Annotated in this window: 17 protein-coding genes; 5 read left to right on the forward strand and 12 right to left on the reverse strand. The window is 55.5% G+C overall.

Annotated elements, in window-relative coordinates; translation table 11 throughout:
* Positions 1-6 precede the first annotated feature (6 nt).
* From narI to ACOTYH_RS08390, 6 genes are all read right to left on the reverse strand, one after another.
* On the reverse strand, positions 7-687 hold the full coding sequence (gene narI, locus ACOTYH_RS08365) for a respiratory nitrate reductase subunit gamma (RefSeq protein ID WP_023303778.1): 681 nt from the start codon (positions 685-687) through the stop codon (positions 7-9).
* Positions 684-1,379, reverse strand: coding sequence for a nitrate reductase molybdenum cofactor assembly chaperone (narW, locus tag ACOTYH_RS08370; protein WP_045329890.1), 696 nt, complete (start codon positions 1,377-1,379; stop codon positions 684-686). Before narW ends, narI begins: the two co-directional genes overlap by 4 nt.
* Entirely contained in the window at positions 1,379-2,923 is a 1,545-nt protein-coding gene (gene narH / locus ACOTYH_RS08375; protein ID WP_015570469.1) for a nitrate reductase subunit beta, read from the reverse strand. The genes narW and narH overlap by 1 nt, the downstream gene beginning before the upstream one ends.
* On the reverse strand, positions 2,920-6,660 hold the full coding sequence (locus ACOTYH_RS08380; RefSeq protein WP_017693382.1) for a nitrate reductase subunit alpha: 3,741 nt from the start codon (positions 6,658-6,660) through the stop codon (positions 2,920-2,922). The genes narH and ACOTYH_RS08380 overlap by 4 nt, the downstream gene beginning before the upstream one ends.
* 67 nt (positions 6,661-6,727) lie before the next feature.
* Positions 6,728-8,113: a NarK family nitrate/nitrite MFS transporter gene (locus ACOTYH_RS08385; protein WP_421637673.1), complete on the reverse strand. Its 1,386-nt coding sequence runs from the start codon at positions 8,111-8,113 to the stop codon at positions 6,728-6,730.
* Between the two features lie 210 nt (positions 8,114-8,323).
* The gene (locus ACOTYH_RS08390; RefSeq protein ID WP_015570471.1) at positions 8,324-8,899 is read right to left on the reverse strand and encodes a TetR family transcriptional regulator; all 576 of its coding nucleotides are present in this window, start codon (positions 8,897-8,899) and stop codon (positions 8,324-8,326) included.
* Between the two features lie 116 nt (positions 8,900-9,015).
* Here ACOTYH_RS08390 and ACOTYH_RS08395 point away from each other — a divergent pair, with 116 nt between their 5' ends.
* Positions 9,016-10,506, forward strand: coding sequence for an MFS transporter (locus tag ACOTYH_RS08395; protein ID WP_032648391.1), 1,491 nt, complete (start codon positions 9,016-9,018; stop codon positions 10,504-10,506).
* Between the two features lie 45 nt (positions 10,507-10,551).
* Here ACOTYH_RS08395 and ompC read toward each other — a convergent pair whose 3' ends face one another.
* Both ompC and yddG read right to left on the reverse strand, forming a co-directional pair.
* Positions 10,552-11,625 carry a porin OmpC gene (ompC, locus tag ACOTYH_RS08400; RefSeq protein ID WP_017382300.1) on the reverse strand — a complete coding sequence of 358 codons (1,074 nt, stop codon included), beginning with the start codon at positions 11,623-11,625 and terminating at the stop codon, positions 10,552-10,554.
* A gap of 626 nt (positions 11,626-12,251) precedes the next feature.
* Complete coding sequence (yddG, locus tag ACOTYH_RS08405; RefSeq protein WP_032102980.1) at positions 12,252-13,130, reverse strand: aromatic amino acid DMT transporter YddG; 879 nt, start codon at positions 13,128-13,130, stop codon at positions 12,252-12,254.
* Between the two features lie 220 nt (positions 13,131-13,350).
* Between yddG and fdnG the strand changes: the two genes are divergently transcribed.
* Genes fdnG through fdnI form a run of 3 tightly spaced genes read left to right on the forward strand, consistent with a single transcriptional unit; the run spans position 13,351 to position 17,943 of the window.
* Positions 13,351-16,398, forward strand: coding sequence for a formate dehydrogenase-N subunit alpha (gene fdnG / locus ACOTYH_RS08410; RefSeq protein WP_421637674.1), 3,048 nt, complete (start codon positions 13,351-13,353; stop codon positions 16,396-16,398).
* An 11-nt stretch (positions 16,399-16,409) separates the two neighbouring features.
* Positions 16,410-17,294, forward strand: a complete 885-nt coding sequence (gene fdxH / locus ACOTYH_RS08415; protein WP_003857048.1) for a formate dehydrogenase subunit beta — start codon at positions 16,410-16,412, stop codon at positions 17,292-17,294.
* Complete coding sequence (gene fdnI / locus ACOTYH_RS08420) at positions 17,287-17,943, forward strand: formate dehydrogenase-N subunit gamma (protein ID WP_032102982.1); 657 nt, start codon at positions 17,287-17,289, stop codon at positions 17,941-17,943. The genes fdxH and fdnI overlap by 8 nt, the downstream gene beginning before the upstream one ends.
* 72 nt (positions 17,944-18,015) lie before the next feature.
* Here fdnI and ACOTYH_RS08425 read toward each other — a convergent pair whose 3' ends face one another.
* The 3 genes from ACOTYH_RS08425 to ppk2 all read right to left on the reverse strand — a co-directional run bounded on the left by ACOTYH_RS08425 (position 18,016) and on the right by ppk2 (position 19,448).
* The gene (locus tag ACOTYH_RS08425; RefSeq protein ID WP_045142160.1) at positions 18,016-18,339 is read right to left on the reverse strand and encodes a CcdB family protein; all 324 of its coding nucleotides are present in this window, start codon (positions 18,337-18,339) and stop codon (positions 18,016-18,018) included.
* Positions 18,339-18,527: a hypothetical protein gene (locus ACOTYH_RS08430; protein WP_049017617.1), complete on the reverse strand. Its 189-nt coding sequence runs from the start codon at positions 18,525-18,527 to the stop codon at positions 18,339-18,341. The genes ACOTYH_RS08425 and ACOTYH_RS08430 overlap by 1 nt, the downstream gene beginning before the upstream one ends.
* A gap of 102 nt (positions 18,528-18,629) precedes the next feature.
* On the reverse strand, positions 18,630-19,448 hold the full coding sequence (ppk2, locus tag ACOTYH_RS08435; RefSeq protein WP_063863954.1) for a polyphosphate kinase 2: 819 nt from the start codon (positions 19,446-19,448) through the stop codon (positions 18,630-18,632).
* Between the two features lie 161 nt (positions 19,449-19,609).
* Here ppk2 and araJ point away from each other — a divergent pair, with 161 nt between their 5' ends.
* Positions 19,610-20,785 (forward strand): MFS transporter AraJ, encoded by a 1,176-nt coding sequence (araJ, locus tag ACOTYH_RS08440; protein WP_421637675.1) that lies wholly within the window; start codon positions 19,610-19,612, stop codon positions 20,783-20,785.
* A 39-nt stretch (positions 20,786-20,824) separates the two neighbouring features.
* Here the strand turns inward: araJ and ACOTYH_RS08445 are convergent, their stop codons facing one another.
* Positions 20,825-22,027 carry an NAD(P)/FAD-dependent oxidoreductase gene (locus tag ACOTYH_RS08445; protein WP_421637676.1) on the reverse strand — a complete coding sequence of 401 codons (1,203 nt, stop codon included), beginning with the start codon at positions 22,025-22,027 and terminating at the stop codon, positions 20,825-20,827.
* Positions 22,028-22,137: the final 110 nt, after the last annotated feature.

The raw sequence follows: 22,137 nt of genomic DNA on the forward strand, positions 1-22,137 counted from the left end.
ACAAAATCAACGGCGCGATCTCACTACCTGATAGCGACGGGTGAAGTACTCAAACGGCGCGCTCCACACGTGCACCAGACGGGTGAACGGGAAGATAAGGAAGATCGTCATCCCCAGCACCAGATGCACGCGGAAGATCGGCGCGACGCCGCTCAGCATTTCTGACGAGCCTCCCTTAAACGTCACGATCCCCTGCGCCCAGCCGACCAGCTTCATCATCTCGCTTCCGTCAGGATACTGGGCGGAGAAAGGAATGGTCGACAGCCCAAGGATGCACTGAAGCAGCAGGATACTCATGATGATAATATCCGGCGTGGTGGACGTGGCACGCACCCGCTGGTTGAACAAGCGGCGGTAAAGCAGCATCGACCCGCCAACCAGCGTCAATACGCCGCACACACCACCCGCCATCATCGCCAGCTGCTGTTTAACCGCGACGGGTAAAAACCAGGCGTACATCCAGTGCGGGGTTAACATGCCGAATAAATGCCCGAAGAAGATCCCCAAAATCCCGATATGAAACAGGTTAGAGCCCCAGTTCATACCGCGCTTGCTGAGCATCTGGCTCGACGAGGCGCGCCAGGTGTACTGCCCGTAGTCGTAGCGCAACCAGCTGCCAAGGAAAAACACGGTGGCGCAGATGTACGGATAAATGTCATAAAAAAACACGTTCAGGTAATGTGTCATTTTGGGCCTCCGGCGCTGACGTCCACGTACTGCGGCGCGACGTCCTGGCTAAAGCGTCGTTGATATTGCTGCATCGGCGAGCTGTCGCACGATGTGGCGTTGTCTTCGATAAACTTCACCTGTTCCTCTTCCCACACGGCGTCCAGCGCCTGACGGGTATCATCCCGTTTTTCACCAGACACCTGCTTCGCCACGCTGTCGCTGGAAAGCCGCGTTCCGGCCATCGTCAGCAGGGCGTCAAACAGCTGGTAATGCGCCACCTCGCGCTGTTTCAGCCGGCCGCCAATCAGCGCCAGAATCGGCGCGACGTTTTGCAGCCCTTCACGCGCCTCGTCATCGCTGACGATACTGAGATATTCCAGATAGAGCGGCAGATAGTCCGGCAGCTCGCGGCAGTCCAGCTGGAGCCCGGCTTTCTCATACTGGCTCATCAGGTCGACCATCGCCTGACCGCGATCGCGGGACTCGGCGTGAACGTGTTCGAACAGCAGTAGCGAGGTTGCGCGCCCCCGCTCGAAGACTTCACACCATTCGGCCTGCTTATCCAGCAGCGTGGCGCTCAGGTGCTGCTGCGCAAACGGCAGCAGCATGGGCGCGTCCTGTTCCACCAGGGAAAGCGCTTCGTCACGGTTTTCCCACAGCAGCTCATCGGGATACTCAATGAGTAGCGCGATGATTTTGAGGATTTGCATTATTCTCCCTCCCCGTGTTCACGCACCTCGGTGATGTTGATCGCGTCGATGCGGCTGCTGTTGAAGAGGTTGAATTTGGTGTCGGAACCGTGGCAGCCGTCGCCAAAGGTGAAGCCGCAGCCGTTTTTCTCCGGGAAGGCGTCGCGCGCCATTTCGCGGTGGCTGGTCGGGATCACGAAGCGGTCTTCGTAGTTGGCAATCGCCAGGTAGCGATACATCTCTTCTACTTGTTCTTCCGTCAGGCCGACCTCTTCGATGGCGCGGGTGTCGGTCACGCCTTCCACGGTCTGGGAACGCTTGTAGTGGCGCATCGCCATCATGCGCTTCAGGGCACGCAGCACCGGACCGGTATCGCCCGCGCTGAGCATGTTTGCCAGGTACTGCACCGGAATGCGCAGGCTTTCGACAGCAGGCAGCACGCCGTCGCTCTGCGGCAAACCACCCGCGTCCGCGTAGGACTGAATCGGTGACAGCGGCGGCACATACCAGACCATCGGCAGGGTGCGGTATTCCGGATGCAGCGGCAGGGCAAGCTTCCAGTCCATCGCCATTTTGTAAACCGGGGAACGCTGTGCCGCGTCGATGACGTTCTGCGGAATACCCTGTTTCAGCGCTTCCTCAATCACCGCCGGATCGTTCGGGTTAAGGAACACGTCGCACTGGCGCTCGTACAGGTCGGTCTCATGCTCGGTGCTGGCGGCCTCCTCGATACGGTCCGCGTCATACAGCAGCACGCCAAGGTAGCGGATGCGCCCGACGCAGGTTTCCGAACAGACGGTCGGCTGACCGGACTCAATGCGCGGGTAGCAGAAGATGCACTTCTCTGACTTGCCGCTCTTCCAGTTGAAGTAGATTTTCTTGTACGGGCAGCCGCTGATGCACAGACGCCAGCCGCGGCATTTGTCCTGGTCGATCAGCACAATGCCGTCCTCTTCACGCTTGTAAATCGCGCCGCTCGGGCAGGTGGCGACGCAACTGGGGTTCAGACAGTGCTCGCACAGGCGCGGCAGGTACATCATGAAGGTGTTTTCAAACTGGCCGTACATCTCCTTCTGGATCTTCTGGAAATTGCGGTCGCGGGCGCGTTTTTCGAACTCGCCGCCCAGCAGCTCTTCCCAGTTGGGCCCCCATTCGATTTTATCCATTCGCTTGCCGTCAATCAGCGAGCGCGGGCGGGCGGTAGGGAGGTGATCGCCCTCTGGCGCGCGGTGTAGATCCTGGTAATCGAAGGTGAAGGGTTCATAGTAATCGTCAATCTGCGGCAGGACGGGGTTAGCGAAAATCTTCGACAGCACGCCCATTTTGCCGCCGAGGCGCGGGGTCAGCTTGCCGTGAATACCGCGGATCCAGCCGCCTTGCCACTCATCCTGATCTTCCCAGTTTTTCGGATAGCCGATGCCCGGTTTGGTTTCGACGTTGTTAAACCATGCATATTCCATCCCTTCGCGCCCGGTCCAGACGTTCTTACAGGTGACCGAGCAGGTGTGGCAGCCAATGCATTTATCGAGATTCAGAACCATGCCAACCTGTGAGCGTATTTTCATTTTTTCGCCTCCTGTACCTGATCCCGACCTTCGCCGTCCAGCCAGTTAATGTTTTTCATTTTACGGATCATGATGAACTCGTCGCGGTTCGAGCCGACGGTGCCGTAATAGTTGAAGCTGTACGCCAGCTGCGCGTAGCCGCCGATCATGTGGGTCGGTTTCGGGCAGACACGGGTGACCGAGTTGTGGATCCCGCCGCGCCGTCCGGTTACTTCTGACCCCGGAATGTTGAGGATGCGCTCCTGAGCGTGGTACATCATGGTCATGCCCGGCGGCACGCGCTGGCTGACCACCGCGCGGGCGGTGAGGGCGCCGTTTGCGTTAAAAGCTTCGATCCAGTCGTTGTCCTCTATGCCCAGCTCGCGCGCGTCGGTTTCGCTGATCCAGACGATTGGCCCTCCGCGCGACAGGGTCTGCATCAGCAGGTTTTCGCTGTAGGTGGAGTGAATGCCCCATTTCTGGTGCGGCGTCAGGAAGTTAAGCGCTTTTTCCGGGAATCCGTTCGGCGGGATTTCGCGCATATGGGTAACGCTGCGGGTGTCAATCGGTGGACGATAAGCCACCAGACTCTCCCCGAAGGCGCGCATCCAGGCATGATCCTGATACAGCTGCTGGCGGCCCGAAATCGTGCGCCACGGGATCAGCTCGTGAACGTTGGTATAGCCTGCGTTATAGGAGACGTGCTCGCTCTCAAGGCCGGACCACGTCGGGCTGGAGATGATTTTACGCGGCTGCGCCTGAATATCGCGGAAGCGGATTTTCTCATCTTCTTTGTTCAGCGCCAGATGAGTGTGATCGCGCCCGGTCAGTTCGCCGAGGGCTTCCCAGGCTTTGACCGCGACCTGACCGTTGGTTTCCGGCGCAAGGGCGAGGATCACCTCTGAAGCGTCAATGGCGGTCTCGATGCGCGGACGACCTTTCGCCGGGCCGTCAGGCTTGACGTAGTTGAGCTTGCCGAGGAAATCGACCTCGTTCTGGGTGTTCCACGATATGCCTTTTCCGCCGTTACCGAGCTTGTCCAGCAGCGGCCCAAGGGCCGTAAAGCGCTCGTAGGTTTCCGGGTAGTTACGCTCGACCACGGCGATGTTCGGTGCCGTTTTGCCGGGGATCAGATCGCACTCGCCTTTGCGCCAGTCCAGAATATCAAAAGGCTGCGACAGCTCCCCCGGGGAGTCATGCTGAAGCGGCTGTAGCACCACGTCAGTTTCGGTGCCGAGATGTCCGACGCACACTTCAGAGAAGACTTTGGCGATGCCCTTGTAAATCTCCCAGTCGCTGCGGGACTCCCACGCCGGGTCAACGGCTGCGGAAAGCGGGTGAATAAACGGATGCATGTCCGAGGTATTCATATCGTCTTTTTCATACCAGGTGGCGGTGGGCAGGACGATATCCGAGAACAGGCAGGTGCTGGACATACGGAAATCGAGCGTCACCAGCAGATCCAGCTTGCCCTCAATGGCGGCGGTTTGCCATTCCACCTCTTCAGGTTTCACGTCGTCCGTTGAGCCTAAATCCTCACCCTGAATACCGCTTTCGGTGCCAAGCAGGTATTTCAGCATGTACTCATGGCCTTTCCCGGACGAGCCGAGCAGGTTCGAGCGCCAGACGAACAGATTGCGCGGGTGGTTCTTGCCGTTGTCGGGCTGTTCACAGGCGAAGCGAATATCACCTGATTTTAACGCCTGCACGGTATAGTCCTGTGGCGACATCCCGGCGGCGTCGGCGCGAGCTTTCACGTGCAGCGGGTTGAGGTTGAGCTGCGGCGCGGAAGGGAGCCAGCCCATGCGCTCGGCGCGGACATTGAAATCAATCAGGTGACCGGTAAACTTCGATGCGTCTGCAAGGGGAGAAAGCAGTTCCTGTGCGGTGAGCTTCTCATAGCGCCACTGGCTGGCGTGGTTGTAGAAGTACGATGTGCTGTTCATCTGGCGCGGCGGACGGTTCCAGTCCAGCGCGAAGGCCAGCGGCAGCCAGCCGGTTTGCGGGCGCAGCTTTTCCTGGCCGACATAGTGCGACCAGCCGCCGCCGCTCTGCCCGACGCAGCCGCAGAAGACCAGCATGTTGATCATCCCGCGGTAGTTCATGTCCATGTGGTACCAGTGGTTCACACCGGCCCCGAGAATGATCATCGAACGACCGTGAGTTTTGTGCGCCGTGTCGGCAAATTCACGGGCGATTTTTTCTATCAGATAAGCGGGGACGCCGGTAATTTGTTCGCCCCAGGCCGGGGTGTAGGCTTTTATCTCGGCGTAGTTTGTCGCCGCGTTACTGTCTTCCAGACCGCGATCGAGGCCGTAGTTTGCCAGCACCAGATCGTACACGCTCACCACGCGTCTCTGGCTGCCGTCGGCCAGCGTCAGGGTTTTACTCGGTACTCGGCGCGTCAGCACCGGCTCCTGCTTCACGCTGCGGAAATGCGGGTTCTCGTTGCCCCCGAAGTAAGGGAAGGCCACGTCTGCCACGCTGTCGTGGGTGATGAGCAGGGAAAGCGTCAGCTCGGTTTCCTGTCCTGCTGCCAGCGACTCCAGGTTCCATTTGCCTTTTTCACCCCAGCGGAAGCCGATGGAACCATTCGGCGCCACCAGATTTCCGGCCACGTCAAAGGCGATGGTTTTCCACTCCGGATTATTGGTTTCACCCAGCCCGTCGGCCAGATCCGACGCGCGCAGCATGCGGCCCGGCACCACGCGACCGTCAGCCTGTTCATCCAGCAGGACCAGCATCGGCATGTCGGTGTAGCGGCGGCAATAGTTGAGGAAGTACTCGCTCGGGTTATCGAGGTGGAACTCTTTAAGGATCACATGGCCCATCGCCATGGCAAGGGCGCTGTCGGTACCCTGTTTGGGGGCCAGCCACTGGTCGCTGAGCTTCGCCACCTCCGAGAAGTCCGGCGTAATGGCGACGGTCTTGGTGCCCTTATAACGCACTTCGGTAAAGAAGTGGGCGTCCGGGGTGCGCGTCTGCGGCACGTTCGAGCCCCAGGCAATGATATAGCTGGAGTTGTACCAGTCCGCCGATTCCGGCACGTCGGTCTGTTCGCCCCAGGTCATCGGCGACGCCGGAGGCAGATCGCAGTACCAGTCATAGAAGCTCAGGCAGGTGCCGCCGAGCAGGGAGAGATAGCGCGTACCGGCGGCATAAGAGACCATCGACATGGCCGGGATGGGGGAAAAACCGGCTACCCGATCCGGGCCGTAGTTTTTGATGGTCCAGACGTTGGCGGCAGCAATCAGCTGGTTAAGCTCTTTCCAGTTTGAGCGGATAAAACCGCCTTTTCCGCGCGCTTTTCTGTAGCTCTGCGCTTTCTGCGGATCGTTTTGAATGGCATCCCAGGCCAGCACCGGATCGGTATGCTGCGCCAGCGCCTCTCGCCAGAGTTCGATCAGCCTGCGGCGTACCAGCGGGTACTTGAGACGGTTGGCGCTGTAGAGATACCAGGAGTAGCTTGCGCCACGCGGGCAGCCGCGCGGTTCGTGGTTAGGCAGGTCAGGGCGGGTGCGCGGGTAGTCGGTCTGCTGGGTTTCCCAGGTCACCAGGCCATTTTTGACATAAATCTTCCAGCTACAGGAGCCGGTGCAGTTAACGCCGTGGGTGGATCGCACAATTTTATCGAACTGCCAGCGCTGACGGTAGCTGTCCTCCCAGTCGCGGTTGGTGTGGTACACCTGCCCGTGCCCATCGGCGAAACTGTCGCCTTTTGTTTTGAAGTAACGGAAGCGGTCCAACAGTTTGCTCATGACATTTCTCCTGCTTCGATAGCATGGCCGGAGGGTGAGACATCACGCTCCGGCGAAGAGGTAGTTATTATTTTTGTGAGGATTTGCGGCCGTACACCAGCCAGGTGACGAGCACGCAGACGATGTAAAACACGAGGAAGACTTTCATGGCGCCCACCGGGGAACCGGTCATCGCCAGGGATGTGCCAAAGGCTTTGGGAATAAAGAACCCGCCTACCGCACCGATGGCAGAGATAAAGCCCAGCGCGGCAGCCGTTTCGGTCACCGCTTCATGCTGTGCCTGTTCGTCGCTCCCGCCCTGTTTTTTCACGCGGTCGAGGGTGATTTGGCGAAAGATAATCGCGATCATCTGGAAGGTCGAGCCGCTGCCCAGGCCTGCGGTGAGGAACAGGCCCATAAAGACCAGATAGAAGGCGATAAAACTGCCTGAACCAGACCCGGGGAGCGTCAGGAAAATCAGGGCGCTAAAGATGGCCATAAAGACGAAGTTGATCAGCGTCACCTGTACGCCGCCCAGCCTGTCTGAAATCATTCCGCCAGCCGAACGCGCCAGAGCGCCGATCAGCGGGCCAAAGAAGGCGAGGTGGAGGATATTTACGTCCGGAAACTGGGTTTTCGACAGCATAGCAAAGCCTGCCGAGAAACCGATAAACGAGCCGAAGGTTGCCAGATAAAGCAGGCTCAGCAGCCAGAGGTGAAAGCGCTTAAGCACCGGAAGCTGGCTGGCAATGGACGCTTTCGAGCTGGCGATGTCGTTCATGCCAAAAAACGCCGCAAGGGTAGCAAGAATCAGCAGCGGGGCCCAGATCCACGCCGCGTTCGCCAGCCACATCGTCGAGCCATCCTCCTGGGGGACGCCGTGAACGCCGAGAAAGGTAAACATCGGCAGGAAAATCACCAGCGGCGCAACCAGCTGCATCACGCTCACGCCCAGGTTACCCAGCCCGCCGTTAATGCCCAGCGCGCTGCCCTGTCTGGCTTTCGGGAAGAAGAAACTGATGTTTCCCATGCTGGAAGCGAAGTTGGCCCCGGCAAAACCGCACAGCAGTGCGATGATGATAAAGACCCAGTAAGGCGTAGCGGTATTCTGGATGGCGATCCCAAGCCAGACACAGGGTACGACCAGGATAATGGTACTTAACACGGTCCAGTAACGTCCGCCAAATATCGGCACCATAAAAGAGTAGGGGACACGCAATATCGCGCCGGAAAGAGAAGGTAATGCCGTTAGCATAAAAAGCTGATCGGTGCTGAAATTAAATCCGACCTTATTAAGATTTACCGCAATAGCGCTAAACAACATCCATACACAAAACGCGAGAAGCAAACACGCCACGGAAATCCACAGGTTTCTACGTGCGATATGTTTCCCTTTATTCTCCCAAAATTGCGCGTTTTCCGGTTTCCAGTTACTCAACAGATGCTGATTACTCTTCTCGCTTTGATGTGACATATCACCCTCTTGCTTACCCAAATGGAGAGAAAAAAGAAGTGAAAACAGAAAGATACCTTTCGGCAGTTTGTAGAAATTTTTGGATGTTATGGGATACATCTGAAAGGATAGATAAAAAAGCGAATCCCTGAGTTTGGAATGGGAATCAGGGTTCGCTTTATGTGTTACTAATTGTAACTATTTGCGGAAATTAATACCCCGATGGGAGTATTAAAACAATTCGAGGGAAATAAGCTTATCCAGATGCTTATTAAATGCCGCGTCGTCCATTTCAGGCATATTTAATACGTATATGCCATCCAGGCCACATACCAGACCAATTAAACGCCAGGCGATATTTTCCGGCTGGTCTGCAAGCGTAAAGGCGTTGGCCTCCGCCCCGGCGCGGATAATCGCGACCGTTTCCTGGTGCCACATCTCCATGGTCAAAACGTAGGCGCCTTTGATATCGCTATCCCGGCTGGCGAGAATTTGCGCCTCCCGCCACAGTCGAATGTAGGGCTCAAACCCGCCGTCATCGCTGCCGAGCATGGCATGCAGGCGCTCACGCCAGCCGGCGTTTTCGCCAACGATTTCAGCATCCAGCAAATCGCGGATCAGCCGGACAAACGCCAGCGACTTAAGCTCGCCCGCCGACGCAAAGTGGTGATGCACCTGCCCGGTGGCGACGCCCGCTTCGGTGGCGATGCGGCGCACTGTCATCGCAGCGAATCCTTCGGTCAGCGCCACGCGCATCGCGGCCTGGAGGATCTCTTCCCGCCGCTCGTCCTTGCTCAGATAACGCATAATTTCTCACTCTCAATGGCAACGAAACGAGTGTAACAAAGAGCTGGACAAGTGTTCAACTTTACGTAGGATCGCATTCTGGACATGTGTCCAGTTTTTAACTGAAAAGGAAATTTATGTTTCGTCAGTGGTTAGCGTTAGTGATTATCGTGCTGGTGTATATCCCGGTGGCGATTGACGCGACGGTGCTGCACGTGGCGGCGCCAACATTGAGCATGACGCTGGGTGCCAGCGGCAACGAATTGCTGTGGATTATTGATATTTACTCGCTGGTGATGGCGGGAATGGTGCTGCCGATGGGCGCGCTGGGCGATCGCATAGGTTTTAAGCGCCTGCTGATGATCGGCAGCGTGCTGTTTGGCCTGTCATCGTTAGCGGCGGCTTTTGCGCCGTCCGCGGGCTGGCTGATTGCCGCCCGCGCGTCGCTGGCGATTGGCGCGGCGATGATCATTCCGGCTACGCTTGCAGGGATCCGCACCCTGTTTATTGACGTGCGGCACCGTAATATCGCCCTCGGCGTCTGGGCTGCCGTTGGGTCGGGTGGCGCGGCGTTTGGCCCGCTGATTGGCGGCATGCTGCTGGAGCACTTTTACTGGGGGTCGGTGTTCCTGATTAACGTGCCGATCGTGCTGATCGTGGTTTCGCTTGCTGCGCGCCTGGTGCCTGCTCAGCAGGGGCGGCCCGAACAGCCGCTCAATATCAGCCATGCCATTATGCTGATTGTGGCGATTTTACTGCTGGTCTATAGCGCCAAAACCGCCCTGAAAGGGGTGCTGTCGCCGTGGATGGTGGCCTGTACGCTGCTTACCGGAGCGGTAATGCTGTTTATCTTCGTCCGTATCCAGCTACGCGCGCGCGTGCCGATGATCGACATGCGCCTGTTTTGCCATCGCATTATTTTAAGCGGCGTGGTCATGGCGATGACCGCCATGATTGCGCTGGTGGGCTTTGAACTGCTGATGGCGCAGGAGTTGCAGTTCGTGCATGGTTTTACGCCGTTTGAAGCAGGGATATTTATGCTGCCGGTGATGGTGGCGAGCGGATTTAGCGGGCCGATCGCGGGTGTGCTGGTCGGACGTCTGGGGCTGCGCATTGTCGCGGCCGGAGGCATGGGGCTTAGCGCGGTCAGTTTTATCGGCCTGTCGACGCTCGATTTCAGCACCCAACAGTGGCAGGCGTGGAGCCTGATGGTGCTGCTGGGCTTCAGTGCCGCCAGCGCACTGCTGGCATCGACGTCAGCGATCATGGCTGCCGCGCCGAAAGAGAAAGCGGCCGCCGCAGGCGCGATCGAAACCATGTCCTACGAGCTGGGTGCTGGTCTGGGGATCGCCATTTTCGGTCTGCTGTTAACCCGCAGCTTTTCGGCGTCTATTGTACTGCCGCAGGGGCTGAGCGCGTCGCTGACCGATAAAGCCTCGTCGTCCATCGGTGAAGCGATGAAGGTGGCGCAGGAGCTGACGCCGTCGCTGGCCGAGCCGGTGATGACGGCGGCGAAAACCGCGTTCATCACCTCGCACAGCGTGGCCCTGGGCAGTGCGGGAGGCATGCTGCTGATTCTGGCGGTCGGGATCTGGTTTAGTCTGGCGAAGGTCGGAGGGCAGCAGTAATAAAAAAGGCCAGCCGCGAGGGCTGGCCTTTTGAACTAACAGATCTTAGAACTGGTAGGTCAGACCTACAGCTACGATGTTGTCGGTAGCCACTTTGGCATCTTTGGTGAACTGGCTGTCATCCACGAGGTTGATTTTGTAATCAACATAGGTGGACATGTTTTTGTTGAAGTAGTAGCTCGCGCCAACGTCAACGTATTCAACCAGGTCCTGGTCGCCATAAGAACCGATGTCTTTACCTTTGGATTTCAGGTAAGCGATGGACGGACGCAGACCGAAGTCGAACTGGTACTGAGCCACAACTTCGAAGTTCTGCGCTTTGTTGGCAACGTGACCGTTACCGAACGCCGTCATGTTGCGGGTTTCAGAGTAGGTGGTTGCCAGGTAGATGTTGTTCGCATCGTACTTCAGGCCAGCAGCCCAGACTTCTGCGTTTTCGCCACCGGCGTTCAGGTTGCTTGCAGCACGAACCTGACGGTCGGTACGGTCAGATTTCGCGTAGGTCGCACCCACACCGAAGCCGTCGAATTCATAGGTAGAAGACAGACCCCAGCCGTCACCGTTGGATTCGGTGATATCGTCACGGTCGTTTTTACCCTGGTACTGAGCAGCCACGTTCAGGCCGTCAACCAGACCAAAGAAGTCGGTGTTACGGTAGGTTGCAACGCCAGTGGTACGGCCGGTCATGAAGCCGTCAGTCTGCGTCCAGGTATCGCCACCGAACTCTGGCAGAACGTCAGTCCACGCGCCGATGTCATAAGCCACACCGTAGTTACGACCGTAGTCGAAGGAACCGAATTCATCGAATTTCAGACCAGCGTACGCCAGACGGGTTTTGTTGCCGTCGGAACCTTGAGCTTCAGAGCGATTGCCCTTGAACTCATATTCCCACTGGCCGTATCCGGTCAGCTGATCGTTGATCTGAGTTTCACCTTTGAAGCCCAGACGAACATACGTTTTGTCGCCGTCGCTACCAGCATCATCAGAAAAATAGTGCAGACCAGTAACTTTGCCGTACAGATCCAGTTTGTTACCGTCTTTGTTAAAAACTTCAGCCGCGTTAACAACGCCAGCTGCCAACATGGAAGTCACTGCCACTGCAACTAATTTAAGTTTCATCTTAAATAATCCTTATAATTTTATTTAGGTATTTCCTAAGCCACCTGAGCGATTTTTAAACGAGGCTTATCGTCAATGGCAGACTATTTTTAAAATTCCGTAGACTGCTTTCAATAATAAGTTTCAAAATATTAAAGATAATTTCAATTAGTGTGATCCTGATCGGATAAATTGCCCTTAAATCGGCCAATCAGGTTAATATATAGACATAAAGTGATTATTAACTAATCAAGATAATATGGCTGTGAATAGTTGTCGGACGTTTTAGTTTTTTGGTGGGATTAAAAGGTTTTGGCAGGGAATGTCAAAGCATGTGGCAGGATAACCTTTTTTAAAACAGTTGATTATAAATTTCTCGGGAAACCAGAACCTGTTTTTTAAGAGAAATATTCAGAAATAAACTATTGCACTTTGTGCTATATAGCGCGGGAATATTGGCGCTGAATTAATTACCTGCGTTGTCAGTTTATGTCAATTTCCACAACAACTCTGGCTTTCTGACAGCACTCTATACAGAAATTTAATTACTCTCTAATGTTACGAATTATATTCGAGGGTGTGATCACATATTAAAATATTGTTAATATTTTGCCGGGCATATTCGGTACCCGGCAAAAATAAAAATGCTATTTGCGGGTGGCATACCAGCACAATAACGATCCGGCGCACACCATCAATGCCCCTTGCCAGAATGAGAGTGAAAGCGGAGAACTCAACAGAATAGCCGCCAGTGCGGCGGAAAGAACTGGCGTGAAATAAGAGACAGCCGCAAGCACCGTGACGTTACCGTGAAGAATACCGATATTCCAGGCGGCGTAGCCAAAGCCAAGCGCAACCCCACACATCAATAGCTTCACCACAACCGGGACGCTGAACACCATTTCGGGCTGATCGCTGACGGCATATTTGACCCACAGGCTCAGGGCGGTCAGCAGGACGAAAAGGGTAATGCCATTTTGCCCTTTGGCATACTTGCTGGTGACGGTGCAGTAGGCGGCCCAGATAAAAGCGCCAGCAAACGCCAGCCCATAACTTAGCGGACTGGAAACGACGTTCTGCATGATGTCATTCAGTTGCAGACCGTTTTCGCCACCTAAAACCCAGCACACACCCAACAGCGAGATGAGAAGCCCAGGGATCACCCACAGGGTGGTTTTTTGCCCGTTGAACAAAATCGCGAACGCAATCGTCAGGCTTGGCCACAGATAATTGACCATACCGACTTCAATCGCCTGTGAGCGCGTCGCGGCATACCCCAGCGACAGGGCCAGGCACATCTCATAGCTGACAAACAGGATGCTGCCCGCAATGAGATAGCGCGTGGAAAAACGCCGAAGATCGGGAAAACCCACCGTCACCAGACACAACAACCCGCTGACGGTGTAAATCATCGCCGCGCCGCCCACCGGGCCCAGTCCTTCACTGACGCTGCGGATGAGACCCACCATGGTGCTCCACAACAATATGGCCGCCAGGCCTGTCAGCGTTGCTCTTTTTCTGTCCATTACCCTGCCAGTCTTCTAAAAATCAAAGGGAAAACTTATAGCATCTATTTGCTACACCTGGCGAATTTTCAAAGAGCCTGTTAACCCGAAAGGATTAGCAAATCGTACCGGCAGTGACTATTAAGGGGGCGAAGTCTGGCGACCTTGATTTGACGCAAAAAAAACAGGGGCTTTGCTGTTAGTTTGCGGCGCGAAGTCTTATCAGATAACGAGGACAGCAATGGACGTCAGCCGCAGACAATTTTTTAAAATCTGCGCGGGCGGTATGGCCGGAACAACAGCCGCAATGCTGGGATTCGCTCCCAAAATGGCGCTGGCTCAGGCACGCAACTATAAACTGCTGCGCGCGAAAGAGATCCGTAACACCTGCACATACTGCTCCGTGGGTTGTGGGCTATTAATGTATAGCCTGGGTGATGGCGCAAAGAACGCCAAAGAAGCGATTTATCATATTGAAGGGGACCCGGACCATCCGGTGAGCCGCGGGGCGCTTTGCCCGAAAGGGGCGGGGCTGCTGGACTACGTCCACAGTGAAAACCGTCTGCGCTACCCGGAATATCGTGCGCCGGGCTCTGACAAATGGCAGCGTATCTCCTGGGACGAAGCCTTCTCCCGAATTGCAAAACTGATGAAAGCGGATCGCGACGCCAACTTTATTGAGAAGAACGAGCAGGGCATCACGGTAAACCGCTGGACCTCCACCGGGATGCTGTGTGCCTCTGCGGCAAGTAATGAGACCGGCATGCTGACGCAAAAATTTGTGCGCTCCCTCGGCATGCTGGCGGTTGATAACCAGGCGCGCGTCTGACACGGACCAACGGTAGCAAGTCTTGCTCCAACATTTGGTCGCGGTGCGATGACCAACCACTGGGTTGATATCAAAAACGCTAACGTCGTGGTGGTAATGGGCGGTAACGCCGCTGAAGCCCATCCGGTGGGATTCCGCTGGGCGATGGAAGCAAAAAACAACAACGATGCGACGCTGATCGTCGTCGACCCACGCTTTACGCGTACGGCATCGGTGGCTGATATCTATGCGCCGATCCGCTCCGGTACGGACATCACGTTCCTGTCCGGCGTGCTGTTGTACCTGATCGAAAACAATAAGATTAACGCGGAATACGTTAAGCATTACACCAATGCCGGCCTGCTGGTACGGGAAGATTTCGCCTTCGAAGATGGCCTCTTCAGCGGCTATGACGCCGGGAAACGTCAGTACGATAAATCGTCCTGGAACTATCAGTTCGACGAAAACGGCTACGCGAAACGCGATGAGACCCTGAGCGATCCGCGCTGCGTGTGGAACTTGCTGAAACAGCACGTTTCCCGCTATACGCCGGACGTGGTGGAAAACATCTGCGGTACGCCGAAAGCGGACTTCCTGAAAGTATGTGAAGTGCTGGCTTCCACCAGTGCCGCCGACAGAACCACTACATTCCTGTACGCGCTGGGCTGGACGCAGCATACCGTGGGCGCGCAGAACATCCGTACCATGGCGATGATCCAGCTGCTGCTCGGCAACATGGGGATGGCCGGTGGCGGCGTGAACGCCCTGCGCGGGCACTCTAACATTCAGGGCTTAACCGACCTCGGCCTGCTGTCGACCAGCCTGCCGGGTTACCTGACCCTGCCGTCCGAGAAGCAGACCGACTGGCAAAGCTGGCTTGACGCCAACACGCCAAAAGCGACGCGTCCGGACCAGGTGAACTACTGGAGTAACTATCCGAAGTTTGCCGTCAGTCTGATGAAATCGTTCTACGGCGACGCGGCGCAGAAAGAGAATGACTGGGGCTTTGAGTGGTTGCCGAAATGGGACCAGGCTTACGATGTCATCAAGTATTTCAACATGATGGATAAGGGCGACGTCACGGGTTACATCTGCCAGGGCTTTAACCCGGTGGCGTCATTCCCGGATAAAAACAAAGTCGTTCGCAGCCTGAGCAAGCTGAAGTACATGGTGGTTATCGATCCGCTGGTCACCGAAACGTCTACGTTCTGGCAGAACCACGGTGAATCAAACGATGTCGATCCGGCAGCGATTCAGACCGAGGTGTTCCGCCTGCCGTCGACCTGCTTTGCGGAAGAGGACGGTTCAATTGCCAACTCTGGCCGCTGGCTACAGTGGCACTGGAAAGGTCAGGATGCGCCCGGCGAAGCGCGTAATGACGGCGAAATTCTGGCCGGGATTTACCATCGTCTGCGCGAGATGTACCGCGCCGAAGGCGGCAAAGGCGCTGAGCCGCTGCTGAATATGAGCTGGAACTACAAGCAGCCGGATCATCCTGAGTCCGAAGAGGTGGCAAAAGAGAACAACGGCGTGGCGCTGGCCGACCTGTACGATGCCAACGGTAATCTGGTGGCGAAGAAAGGACAGCTGCTCAATAGCTTCGCGCTGTTGCGTGACGACGGTACCACGGCCTCTTCCTGCTGGATCTACACCGGCAGCTGGACGGAGCAGGGTAACCAGATGGCCAATCGCGATAACGCCGATCCGTCAGGCCTGGGCAATACCCTGGGCTGGGCATGGGCGTGGCCGTTAAACCGCCGCGTACTGTACAACCGTGCCTCCGCAGACGTGAACGGTAAGCCGTGGGATCCGAAACGCATGCTGATCGAGTGGAACGGCACGAAGTGGACGGGGAACGATATCCCGGACTTCAACACCGCCGCGCCGGGCAGCAACACCGGGCCGTTTATCATGCAGCCGGAAGGGCTGGGACGTCTGTTTGCTATCGACAAACTGGCGGAAGGGCCGTTCCCGGAACACTACGAGCCGATGGAAACGCCGCTCGGCACTAACCCGCTGCACCCGAATGTGGTCTCCAGTCCGGTGGTACGCATCTATGAAGACGACGTGCTGCGTTTAGGTAAAAAGGACAAGTTCCCGTATGTCGGCACCACCTACCGCCTGACCGAGCATTTCCATACCTGGACCAAGCACGCGCGGCTTAACGCCATCGCGCAGCCGGAACAGTTTGTGGAGATAAGCGAAACCCTGGCGAAGGCGAAAGGCATTGCCAATGGCGATCGCGTGAAGGTCAGCAGCAAGCGCGGCTTTATTCGCGCGGTGGCGGTGGTCACCCGTCGTCTGCAAACGCTGAACGTGCATGGCCAGCAGGTGGAAACCGTCGGTATACCGCTGCACTGGGGCTTTGAAGGGGTAGCGCAGAAGGGCTACATCGCCAATACCCTGACGCCAAACGTCGGCGATTCCAACTCGCAAACGCCGGAGTATAAAGCGTTTCTGGTCAACATCGAGAAAGCGTAAGGAGCGATTAAATGGCGATGGAAACACAAGACATTATTAAACGCTCCGCGACCAACCCGATAACGCCCGCGCCTCGTGCGCGGGATTACAAGGCAGAAGTCGCCAAGCTGATCGATGTCTCCTCCTGCGTGGGCTGTAAGGCCTGCCAGGTGGCCTGCTCGGAGTGGAACGATATTCGCGACGAGGTGGGGCACTGCGTTGGTGTCTATGACAATCCTGCTGATCTGAGCGCCAAGTCCTGGACGGTGATGCGCTTTAGCGAAACCGACCAGAATGGCAAGCTGGAGTGGCTGATCCGTAAAGACGGCTGTATGCACTGTGAAGATCCGGGCTGCCTGAAGGCATGCCCGTCTGCCGGGGCAATCATTCAGTACGCCAACGGGATCGTCGACTTCCAGCAGGATAACTGCATCGGCTGCGGTTACTGTATTGCAGGTTGTCCGTTTAATATCCCGCGCCTCAATAAAGAGGATAACCGGGTTTATAAATGCACGCTGTGCGTCGATCGCGTCAGCGTCGGCCAGGAGCCTGCCTGCGTGAAGACCTGTCCTACCGGGGCGATCCACTTCGGCACCAAAAAAGAGATGCTGGAAGTGGCGCAGCAGCGGGTGGATAAGCTCAAAGCGCGCGGCTATGACAAGGCCGGGATTTATAACCCGCAGGGCGTGGGCGGTACGCACGTCATGTATGTTCTGCACCACAATGACCAGCCGGAGCTGTATCACAATCTGCCGAAAGATCCGGCGATCGATACCTCGATCAACCTCTGGAAAGGGGCGCTTAAGCCGCTCTCAGCGGCGGGCTTTATCGCCACCTTTGCCGGGCTGATTTATCACTACATCGGTATCGGGCCGAATAAAGAGGTGGATGACGACGAGGAGGAGCATCATGAATAAGTCGAAAATGATAGTGCGCACAAAATTTGTCGATCGCGCCTGTCACTGGACGGTGGTCATCTGCTTCTTCCTGGTGGCAGTATCCGGCATTTCGTTCTTCTTCCCGACGCTACAGTGGCTCACGGAAACCTTCGGGACACCGCAGATGGGACGCATTCTGCATCCGTTCTTCGGCGTGCTGATTTTCGTGGTGCTGATGTTTATGTTCGTGCGTTTCGTTCATCACAACATCCCTGACAAGCAGGATATTCCCTGGATTAAAGGGATTGTTGAGGTTCTGAAAGGCAACGAGCATAAAGTCGCGAAGGTGGGCAAATACAACGCCGGGCAGAAGATGATGTTCTGGACCATCATGAGCATGATTTTCGTGCTGCTGGTGACCGGAGTGATTATCTGGCGTCCGTATTTTGCCCAATATTTCCCGATCCAGGTGGTGCGCTACGCACTGCTGATCCACGCGACCTCGGCCATTATTCTGATCCACGCCATCCTGATCCATATGTATATGGCCTTCTGGGTGAAAGGATCGATTAAAGGCATGATTGAAGGGAAGGTGAGCCGCCGCTGGGCGCAAAAACACCATCCGCGCTGGTATCGGGACGTCGAGCGTCTTGAAGCGCAAAAAGAGAGTTCGGAAGGGTTGAAGTAAACCTCGCGCCGTCGGCATTGTCCGGCGGCGCTGCACTTGCGCGGGCAGGAATAACTGCCTGGCAGGCTGGCGTCATGTGTTAGTCAATAAGCGATCAATTGCTGCTATAACATCCTGACGAGCGTTACGTAAATTACAAACAAAGTCTTTTGGATTAATTTTCTGGTTATTAATATTGGTTATCATTGGCGAATAAATCAGAAAGGTTTCAAATTCAATATTTATTCCTGGAGCCAGCTGGCTCTGCCATAGCGGTAGCCTGTTATTTCTCGCGAGGGGTACAATGACGCGAGTGGGGAGATCGTCATAATAATCATCCTGGATAAGCATATAATAAGGAAGCTGGTCCCGCGTTGCCGCAGACGTATTACGATAAACATTAAATTGTCTCAGCATTAAAGCACCCTGAAAAACTCATCATCAGTGATAGTTCCATGTTTCTCCACAAACTCATTCATTGCTCGTATAAATGCACGATCCGCTTCTGATAGCTGATGTGATGGTGTCGAGCCTGGCTTAGCATGTGTTGTAGGCTTTGTTGCTGCTTTAGGTCTGGAAGGGGTCGATTCTGCCGTGCGTTTCATCGGTTTCTCCTTTGTTGGTGCGGTCATTATCAACCGCAGCCAACAAAAAACAATACTGTTTCCCCTGGTAATCTACATTATGCGAGCCGTCTTCCAGTAATATCAAAATTGCTCTGCAATATACCGGAAGGGATATTTTGTAGGCTTCACTTTGCCGATCTTGCGTTTCGGTAAATCCACCTTGTCTACGTGAATTTCTTTATAGGGGATCTGGGAAAGCAGATGCGAAATAATATTCAGCCGCACCCTTTTTTTATCTTCTGAGCGCGCCACAAACCACGGCGCCCAGGCGGTGTCGGTCGCTTTAAACATCGCGTCGCGGGCGAGGGTATATTCATCCCACAGATTGAAAGATTTAATGTCCATTGGAGACAGCTTCCAGATCTTGCGACCATCATTAATGCGATCGCGCAGGCGGCGCTCCTGCTCTTTTGGCGTTACTTCAAGCCAGTATTTCAACAATATGATCCCGGCATCGACCATCGCTTTTTCCATTACCGGCGTTCCATCAAGAAATTTTTCGGCCTGCTCTTCGGTACAGAAACCCATGACTCTTTCCACGCCCGCACGGTTGTACCAGCTGCGGTCAAAAATAACGATTTCCCCGGCAGAGGGCAGATGGGGAACGTAACGCTGAAAATAGAGCTGACTTTTCTCTTTATCGGTGGGGGCCGGTAACGCAACAACGCGAAACACCCGAGGGCTGACGCGTTCGGTGATGGCTTTGATAGCGCCGCCTTTACCTGCGCCGTCTCGCCCTTCAAAAACAATACAGACCTTTAACCCTTTAGCGACCACCCATTGCTGGAGCTTAACCAGTTCAACATGGAGGCGGCGAAGCTCTTGCTCGTACGCTTTGGTTTTGAGCGGCGCGTTTTTAACGACATCATTAACAACACGGGTTTTCTTCTTACTGACCATGGTGGGTCTCCCTTTGCATCCGGTCGCGGGATCGAGGCCGTACTAAGAGTGTAATCGGCCTGAATGAATGGATTAATGTGTCAGAAATCTGATTTGAACTGGTTCACCATACAAGTTTAATCAATAATGCACGCTGCATATTTTTTAACAGTGGTCGCGGTATGAAAAAGACAATTTTTTCGTTAGCACTGGGTACCTTTGGCCTGGGGATGGCTGAGTTTGGCATTATGGGCGTGCTGACCGAGCTGGCTCATGATACGGGCATTTCGATTCCCTCCGCCGGAAATATGATTTCGTTTTACGCTTTTGGCGTGGTGATCGGCGCGCCGATTGTGGCGCTGTTCTCCAGCAAATTTTCGCTGAAAACAACGCTGCTGTTTCTGGTGGCGATGTGCGTCGCCGGTAACGCGCTCTTTACCTTCTCTGACTCATACGTGGGGCTGGCGGCGGGGCGCTTAATCTCTGGTTTCCCGCATGGCGCGATTTTCGGAGTGGGGGCGATAATCCTGTCAAAAATCGCGCCGCCGGGTAAAGTGACGGTCGCTGTGGCCGGGATGATTGCCGGGATGACCGTTGCCAACCTGCTTGGCGTGCCGCTCGGGACGTGGCTGGGACATGAATTTAACTGGCGTTACACCTTCTTTTTGATTGCGGTCTTTGACGCGCTGGTGATCCTGTCTGTTCTGCTGTGGGTGCCTGACATTCACGACACGACAACCACCCGGCTGGCAGAACAATTCCACTTCCTGAAGAAACCGGAACCGTGGCTGATTTTTGCCGCTACGATGTTTGGCAATGCCGGGGTGTTTGCCTGGTTTAGCTTCGTGAAGCCGTTTATGGTCAACGTGTCAGGCTTTTCTGAGGGCGTCATGACCGCGATCATGATGCTGATGGGGCTGGGCATGGTGCTGGGAAATGTCTTCAGCGGCAAGCTGTCGTCACGCTTTAGCCCGCTGCGCATTGCTGCCACCACCGACCTGGTGATTGTGGCTTCGCTGCTGGCGTTGTTTGCCTTTGGCGAGCTTAAAACAGCTTCACTGGTAATGGGATTTGTCTGCTGCGCCGGGCTGTTTGCGCTCTCTGCGCCGCTGCAAATTCTGCTGCTGCAAAATGCGAAAGGCGGCGAGATGCTGGGGGCCGCAGGCGGGCAAATGGCGTTTAACCTCGGCAGCGCAATTGGCGCCTATTTCGGTGGAATGATGATTACGCTCGGCTTTGGCTGGAGTTATGTCACGCTGCCGGCCGCGATTTTATCCTTCTCTGCGATGACCTCTCTGCTGATGTATGGTTATTTATGTGCCAAAAAGCGTCAGGCCAACGCAGGTGCGCTGGCCTGATCCCACACATTGCCCGCTGGTCGCGGGCGCAGGAGTGGACTAAACAAATTTCGCCAGCGGATCAGCGGCGGCAAAGGCAACCGCTTTGTCTGCTGCTGGGGGATAAATCAGTTCGTTGGTGATGGCGACTTTGATCTTTTTGCCTTCCTCACGCACGGATTTAACGCGCTGTTCCCAGCCCTCGGTGTACACCGCGCCCCAGCCACCCAAATCCAGACAGGTGACGTAGTTCACCTGACGGTAAGGGTACGGCTCCAGATTTAACAGGCTGGCCGCCGCGTTGTGTCCGGCGAATTTCCCAAGCTGGATCGCGTGCTGGCAGGTCATCAGCGCCGTGTTGCCCGCATCGTCCGTTTTGGCGTGCGCCATATCACCCGTCGCGTAAACCTCAGGATGCGCAGGAACCTGCAACGTGTCGTTGACGATCAGCCGTCCCTGAGTATCGCGTTCCCCGTCAATTTGCAGGCTGAGAGGGTTAGCTTCTACCCCTGCCGTCCACACTACAGTGGCGCTGGCAATGCGCTCTCCGTTTTTCAGCGTTACGCCGCTGGCATCGATGGCTTCAATTTCACTGTTTAAACGCCATTCAACGCCCAGCGCGTTGCTTGCTTCTTCAATTGTGTTTCTCAGCGCCTCGCTGTAACGCCCGCCGATGGTTGCACCTCTTTCAACTACGATTACTTTAGTCTTTGTATCAGCGGAGAAGCGAGTACGGAGTCGGGCAGGGAGTTCCGTTGCCAGTTCGATGCCGGTAAAGCCGCCGCCACACACGACCACGGTATTACGCTCCGGGGTGGAGGGGCGCGAAACCAGCGAATCAAGATGCTGCTCGAATAATCTGGCGGAGTCGAGTTGGTCGATATCAAAGGCGTATTCAGCCAGACCGGCAACAGGAGGGCGTTTAGTCTGGCTACCGGTTGCGAGGATCAGACGTTCCCAGGCGACGTCAGCAATCGCGCCGTTTGAATCGCGATATAAAACGGTTTTAGACGAGGTATCAATACGTTGTACTTCGCCCGCAATAAAGGCGATGCCCAGCTCAGCAAACAGTTCGGTCAGCGGCGCGACCATCGTCGACACGTTCTCTTCATAAAAGCGTGGGCGAACGCGCAGTTCCGCAACAGGGGCCAGCACGGCAATGCTGAGGCTATTGTTACCCGCCAGAGCAGAAAGGCGCGCGGCGCTGACCGCAGCCCACATACCGGAAAACCCACTACCCACAATTAAAATCTGCTTTTTCATACTCGATCCTTTAGTGCGTCAGGCTGTATGTCTGACATAACTGCCACTATACTTGTCGGAGTTAACTGCGACAACTTCTTTCTGAGTTAAAAATCGTTATAATGCAGCGA

The sequence above is a fragment of the Enterobacter cloacae complex sp. SHL001 genome, assembly GCF_049236825.1.
Classification (GTDB): Bacteria; Pseudomonadota; Gammaproteobacteria; order Enterobacterales; family Enterobacteriaceae; genus Enterobacter; species Enterobacter hormaechei_C.